Origin of the sequence: Xanthomonas sp. SHU 166, from assembly GCF_000364685.1 — a bacterium.
Lineage (GTDB): Bacteria > Pseudomonadota > Gammaproteobacteria > Xanthomonadales > Xanthomonadaceae > Xanthomonas_A > Xanthomonas_A sontii.
The window spans coordinates 1-7,231 of sequence record NZ_AQOJ01000973.1 but is presented as its reverse complement, the minus strand read 5'-3'; the positions used below and the strand labels follow the sequence as shown (position 1 = coordinate 7,231).

Here is a 7,231-nt window from a genome sequence, read left to right as displayed (position 1 = left end):
TGGCTGCCGGCGCAGGTGCCGGGCACGGTGCAGACCGACCTGATCGCCGCCGGGGTGGTGCCCGATCCGTTCTATCGCGACAACGAAGCGCAGATCCAGTGGGCCGGGCTCAGCGACTGGCAGTACCAGACCCATTTCCAGGTCGATGCGGCCCTGCTGGCGCGCCCGCACCTGGAACTGGTGTTCGACGGGCTGGACACCTTCGCCGAGGTCTACCTCAACGGCAAGAAACTGCTCGCCGCCGACAACATGTTCCGGCAGTGGCGGGTCGACGCCAAACCGCTGCTCAAGCGCGGCGACAACGTGCTGGAAGTGCGCATCGCCTCGCCGATCAAGAAGATCCAGCCGTGGCTGTCCAAGCAGCCCTACGCGCTGCCCGGCGCCTACGATTCGGCGTTCGGCGACGAGCCGGTGGCGCGGCACAGCTCCACCTACGTGCGCAAGGCGCCGTACAACTTCGGCTGGGATTGGGGCCCGCGCATCGTCACCGCCGGCATCTGGCAGGGCGTGCGCCTGGAAGCCTGGGACGCGCTGCGCGTGGACGGCCTGCGCATCGCCCAGCAGCGCGTCGACGCCGACGCGGCGCAGCTGCTGGCGCAGCTGCAGGTACAGGCCGGCCGCAGCGGCGAGGTGCAGCTGGACCTGGACGTGCTCGGCCCCGACGGCCAGCGCGTCGGCCAGTTCAGCCAGCGCGCGGTCGTCGATCCAGGTGCCAACACCCTGACCGTGCCGGTACGCATCGCCAAGCCGCAGCGCTGGTTCCCGGCCGGCTACGGCCGCCAGGATCTGTACACGTTCAAGGCGCAGCTGCGCGATGCCGCGGGCGAGCGCTTCGAGGCGCAGCGCGTCACCGGCCTGCGCAGCGTCGAGTTGCGCCGCGAGAAGGACCAGTGGGGCAAGAGCTTCGCCCTCGTGGTCAACGGCATCCCAGTGTTCGCCAAGGGCGCCAACCTAATTCCGTTCGACAGCTTCCCCACCCGCGTCGACGCCGTGCGCATGCGCGGCTTCCTGCAGTCCGCACGCGACGCCAACATGAACATGCTGCGCATGTGGGGCGGCGGCCATTACCAGCCGGACAGCTTCTACGAAGACGCCGACCGCCTGGGCATCATGATCTGGCAGGACTTCATGTTCGGCGGCGCCATCCCGCCCTACGACGTCGCCTTCCGCGAGAACACCCGCGCCGAGGCCGAGGAGCAGGTGCGGCGCCTGGGCGACCATCCCAGCATCGTCATCTGGTGCGGCAACAACGAGGTGCAGACCGGCTGGGAGAACTGGGGCGACCGGGTCAAGTTCAAGCAGTCGATCGACCCGGAAGAGCGTGAGCGCATCGTCCGCGGCATGACCACACTGTTCGGCACGGTGCTGCGCGAGGCGGTGCAGAAGTACGACAGCGACACCCCGTACTGGGCGACCTCGCCGGGTACCGATTTCGACGGCGCCGCCGACCAGCCCGACGACGGCGACATGCACTACTGGAAGGTCTGGGGCGGCCCGGCGCTGCCGGTCACCGAGTACCTCAACGTGACCCCGCGCTTCATGTCCGAATACGGCCTGCAGTCGTTCCCCGAGATGCGCACCATCCGCGCCTTCGCCGAACCCGGCGACCTGCAGCCGGAATCGCCGGTGATGCGCGCGCACCAGAAGTTCGACAAGGGCAACGGCAACCAGCGCCTGCTGCTGTACATCCGCCGTGCGTTCGGCGAACCCAAGGACTTCGCCAGCTTCGTCTACCTGAGCCAGATCATGCAGGCCGAGGGCATCACCCTGGCCGCCGAACACCTGCGCGCCTCGCGGCCGCAATCGATGGGCTCGCTGTACTGGCAGCTCAACGACGTGTGGCCCGGCGCGTCGTGGTCGAGCCTGGACTACTTCGGCCGCTGGAAGGCGCTGCAGTACCATGCGCGCCGCTTCTACGCGCCGGAACTGATCGCCGCACTGCGCGACGACAAGGGCCAGACCACCGTGTCGCTGGTCTCCGACCGCACCACGCCGCTGGCCGCGCGCTGGCGCATGCGGGTGATGGACCTGTCCGGCAAGGTGCTGAGCAAGACCGAGAAGCCGGTGACGCTGGCGCCGCTGTCCAGCGTGCGCGTAGGCAGCTTCAGCGATGCGCAGTTGCTGCGCCGCGCCGATCCGCGCCGCAGCGTGGCGGTGTTCGAGCTGCTCGACGGCGAGCGCGTGCTGTCGCGCACCCTGGTGTACTTCGACGCGGCCAAGCGCCTGCAGTGGCCGCAGGCCGACATCCGCAGCGAGCTGCGCGCCGATGGCGACGGCTACGCGCTGACCCTGAGCAGCGCCACGCTTGCGGCGCAGGTGTGGCTGAGCTTCGGCGACCTCGACGTGACCCTGTCCGACAACGCCTTCGACCTGCTGCCGGGCGAGCCGCTGACCGTGCGCGTGCACAGCAGCGCCACCCTGGAGCAGGTGCGCGCGGCGCTGCAGGTGCGCGATCTGGGCGGAACGATGGCCGGCGCGCCGGCCGAACCGGCGGAGGCGAAGTGATGGGCAAGCCGATGTCGCAGGCGGGCGTCACCTTGTGGGAGGGACTTCAATCCCGACGGGGCGTTACCGGTAAAGCGTCGGGACGAAAGTCCCTCCCACAAAAGCGCCTCTATCTGGCGCTGTGCGCGATCGGCCTGCTCGCCGCCCCGCTCGCCCACGCCGACGAGGCCGAGGACCGCGCCGCCGCGCTGGTGGCGAAGATGACCCGCGCCGAGAAGATCGCGCAGGCGATGAACGCTGCGCCGGCGATCCCGCGCCTGGGCGTACCCGCCTACGAGTGGTGGAGCGAGGGCCTGCACGGCATCGCCCGCAACGGCGAAGCCACGGTGTTCCCGCAGGCGATCGGCCTGGCCGCGACCTGGAACGCCGAACTGCTGCACGACGTCGGCACCGTCACCTCCACCGAGGCGCGGGCCAAGTTCAATCTCGCCGGCGGCCCCGGCAAGGACCATCCGCGCTACGCCGGGCTGACCATCTGGTCGCCCAACATCAACATCTTCCGCGACCCGCGCTGGGGCCGCGGCATGGAGACCTACGGCGAGGATCCCTACCTCACCGGACGGCTCGCGGTCGGCTTCATCCACGGCCTGCAGGGCGACGATCCGGCGCATCCGCGCACCATCGCCACGCCCAAGCACCTGGCCGTGCACAGCGGGCCGGAACCGGGCCGCCACGGTTTCGACGTGGACGTGTCGCCGCACGATTTCGAGGCGACCTATTCGCCGGCGTTCCGCGCCGCCATCGTCGACGGCCAGGCCGGCTCGGTGATGTGCGCGTACAACTCCCTGCACGGCACGCCCGCCTGCGCCGCCGACTGGCTGCTCGACGGCCGCGTGCGCGGCGACTGGGGCTTCAAGGGCTTCGTGGTGTCCGATTGCGATGCGATCGACGACATGACCCAGTTCCACTACTACCGCCCCGACAACGCCGGCTCGTCCGCGGCCGCGCTCAAGGCCGGGCACGATCTGAATTGCGGCACCGCCTACCGCGACCTCGGCATCGCCTTCGACCGCGGCGAAGCCGACGAAGCCCTGCTCGACCGCTCGCTGGTGCGCCTGTTCGCCGCGCGCTACCGGCTCGGCGAACTGCAGCCGCAGCGCAACGACCCGTATGCGCGGCTGGGCGCCAGGGACATCGACAGCGCCGCGCACCGCGCACTGGCGCTGCAGGCCGCGCAGCAATCGCTGGTGCTGCTGAAGAACGCCGACGCCACCCTGCCGCTGCGCCCGGGCCTGCGCCTGGCCGTGCTCGGCCCCAACGCCGACGCGCTGGCCGCGCTGGAAGCCAATTACCAGGGCACCTCGGTGCAGCCGGTGACGCCGCTGCAAGGGCTGCGCACGCGCTTCGGCGCCGCCCAGGTCGCCTATGCGCAGGGCGCGCCGCTGGCCGCCGGCGTGCCCGGCATGATCCCCGAGACCGCCCTGCGCAGCGACGGCAAGCCCGGGCTGCGCGGCGAGTACTTCGACAACCTGGACCTGGCCGGCACACCGCGCGTGCAGCGCCAGGACCGCGTGGTCGGCTTCAACTGGGACCACGTGGCCCCGGCCAAGGGCGTGGACAAGGACCGCTACTCGGTGCGCTGGAGCGGCGAACTGCTGCCGCCGGGCCCGGGCGACTACACCCTGGCGGTACGCGTGGCGCGCTGCTTCGATTGCGCCGGCCACGACCCGGTGCGCCTGTACATCGACGACCAGCTGGTGGTGGCCGGCAACGCCGAGGACAAGCACGTGCCGGCCGGCATGCACAACGCCGACGGCCGCAACGTCGAGACCGTGCTGCATTTCGACGACGCGCGGCCGCGGCGCATCCGCCTGGAGCTGGAACACCGCGGCCAGGACCAGGGCCTGCGCCTGGAGTGGCTGGCGCCGCCGGCGCTGCAGTTGGCCGAAGCCGAACGCGCGGTGGCGCAGGCCGACGCAGTAGTGGCCTTCGTCGGCCTGTCGCCGGACGTGGAAGGCGAGGAACTGCGCATCGACGTGCCCGGCTTCGACGGCGGCGACCGCAACGACCTGGCCCTGCCGGCGGCGCAGCAGGCGCTGCTGGAACGGGCCAAGGCAAGTGGCAAGCCGCTGGTGGTGGTGCTGATGAGCGGCAGCGCGGTGGCGTTGAACTGGGCCAAGCAGCATGCCGACGCGATCATCGCCGCCTGGTATCCGGGCCAGTCCGGCGGCACCGCCATCGCCCAGGCGCTGGCCGGCGACATCAACCCCGGCGGGCGCCTGCCGGTGACCTTCTACCGCTCGACCAAGGACCTGCCGCCCTACGTCAGCTACGACATGAAGGGCCGCACGTATCGCTACTTCAAGGGCGAGCCGCTGTTCCCGTTCGGCTACGGGCTGAGCTACACCCAGTTCGCCTACGACGCGCCGCAGCTGTCGACCGCGACGCTGCAGGCCGGCCAGCCGCTGCAGGTGAGCACCACCGTGCGCAACACCGGCGCACGCGCCGGCGACGAGGTGGTGCAGGTCTACCTGCAGTACCCGCAGCGCGCGCAGTCGCCGCTGCGCAGCCTGGTCGGCTTCCAGCGCGTGCACCTGCAACCGGGCGAGGCGCGCACGCTGAGCTTCGCATTGGACGCGCGCCAGCTCAGCGACGTCGACCGCAGCGGCCAGCGCGCGGTCGAGGCCGGCGACTACCGCCTGTTCGTCGGCGGCGGCCAGCCCGGTACCGGCGCCCCCGGCGAGGACGCGGCGTTCTCGATCAGCGGGCGCATGGCCCTGCCGAAGTGAGCGACGGGGCCGCCCACGGCCCCTGTCTACGAAATGCGCCAGCGCATGCGGCGGTGCAGCGTAACGGCCCGGCGCGCTGCCGCCGCCGGGCGCCATCCCCCCACGTTCCAGCGCCTTGCTAATTTATTTTTCACGACCTATTGACAGTCTTCCGGGACAGAGGTATCGATAACACGTCGGTGCCACGCATCGACGATGCCAGACGCGCCGAACGCCGCAGCACTTGCGGCGTTTTCCAGGGCAGTTCCAGGGGTGATGTGCCATGTCATGCAGTCGTCGCAGCCAGGATCGATGCCTCGCCGGAGTTCCGGCGCCCTGCCTGTCGTCCGCGTTCCGCGCGGGCACGCATGGGGGCCGCTGCGCATGACCCGTCGCTACAAGCTGAGCGCGCTGCGTTCGCGCTCCAAGTGCATCGCCGGCTACTCGCCGCCACGCCACTGATCGCCGTTTAACGGTCCGCCCAGCCGGCAGACGCCTCGCGTCGGTCGCCGTTCGCTCTGTCCTGTTCGCACGCCCTCCGGCGTGCGGTTCGAGCGCGCGCGCCTTCCGTCCACCGTGTCTGCCTTCCAGGAACGCAGCGGCGCGTCGCCTTCGGCGCGTGCCCGCACCGATCACGATCAGCGAGGTGTCACGTGGCAACCCATCCCCATTGCAAGCGCAAGGCGCTGTGCGCCGCCATCCTGGCCATCACCGGCCTTGCCGCCGCCGCACCGGCGCTGGCCGGCACCGTGCAGGGCGAACTCAAGGAGCGCAGCAGCGGCAAGCCCGCCGCCCACGCCAAGGTCGCCATCGCCGGCACCGCGCTCAGCGCCGTCACCGATGCCCAGGGCCGCTTCGTCATCGCCGACGTGCCGGCCGGGCAGTACGCACTGCAACTGGACTACCCCGGTTTCAGCGCGCCGGAAACCACCGTACAGGTCGCCGACAGCGGCGCCGCCACGGTGTCGATCGCGCTGGACGAGGCCAAGCAATTGCAGACGATCAGCGTGGCGGCCAACCGCTACGACGCCAGCACGCTGAAGATGAATTCCTCGAACACGGTGGACGTGCTGTCGGCCAACGATCTCGAGCACACCGCCGTGCACAACGTCGCCGAGGCGCTGGGCCTGATCGCCGGCATCAACATCACCTACAGCGGCTCGGGCTACTTCGGCGGCGTCGACGGCGCCGCGCGCGGCGAAGGCATGTTCGCCTCGGTGCGCGGCCTGCCCTCCGAGTACAACGTCAACCTGATCGACGGCGTCACCGTCGCCCAGGGCATGCCGTACAGCCGCAGCGTGCAGTTGAGCCTGCTGCCGCCTTCCGGCCTGCAGACCATCGTCGCCAACAAGACCTCCACCGCCGACATGGACGGCGACGCGATCGGCGGCACCCTGGATTTCCGCACGCCCACCGCCTACGACTACAAGGACGCCACCAGCGGCAGCGTCACCGTCAGCGGCCGCGTCGAGAGCCGGGCACGCGACTACGGCGGCGACGGCCTCGGCGGCGGCCTGGCCGGCGAGTTCCAGCACAAGTTCGGCGACGAGCAGCAGTTCGGCTTCTACGCCAGCGCCTACTACGACTACCGCACCTCGACCAACAGCGAGGTGGCCGCGGCCACCAGCGCGCTCAACGACGGCTCCTGGAAATTCCTGCACGCCAATGCCGACGGCAGCAATGCCGCCGGCTACGCGCCGCAGGACAACCTGACCAGCACCGGCATGAACGTCGGCGTGGTCGCCGGCTGGGAGCGCCGCTACGGCGGCAACGCCGCCTTCGACTGGAACGTGGACGACACCCTGTCGGTGTACGCACGCGCCACCTACGCCTACGCCAAGACCGACCAGGGCACCACCTTCGTGCAGTTGCTGCCGCAGGACGTCAGCTTCGTGCCCACCGCCACGCCCGGCGTGTATTCGCCCAACATCAACCGCATCGCCGCGCGCTTCTGGTACGAGACCAACCCGGAAATCGCCGACCTGGCCACCTTCCAGGTGGGCGCGCGCAAGACCGCC

At 70.4% G+C, this 7,231-nt stretch carries 3 protein-coding genes; all 3 read left to right on the top strand.

Translation table 11 applies throughout. From position 1 onward, the window contains the following. The coding region (locus tag D180_RS21775; protein WP_017914438.1) for a glycoside hydrolase family 2 protein at nt 1–2,505 on the top strand (2,505 nt) is incomplete at its 5' end. Further along, complete coding sequence (locus D180_RS21770; protein WP_017914437.1) at nt 2,505–5,234, top strand: glycoside hydrolase family 3 C-terminal domain-containing protein; 2,730 nt, start codon at nt 2,505–2,507, stop codon at nt 5,232–5,234. The genes D180_RS21775 and D180_RS21770, both read left to right, overlap by 1 nt. A 632-nt stretch (nt 5,235–5,866) precedes the next feature. Beyond that, nucleotides 5,867–7,231, top strand: a 1,365-nt coding sequence (locus D180_RS21765; protein ID WP_017914436.1) for a carboxypeptidase regulatory-like domain-containing protein, incomplete at its 3' end; no start/stop codon positions are given.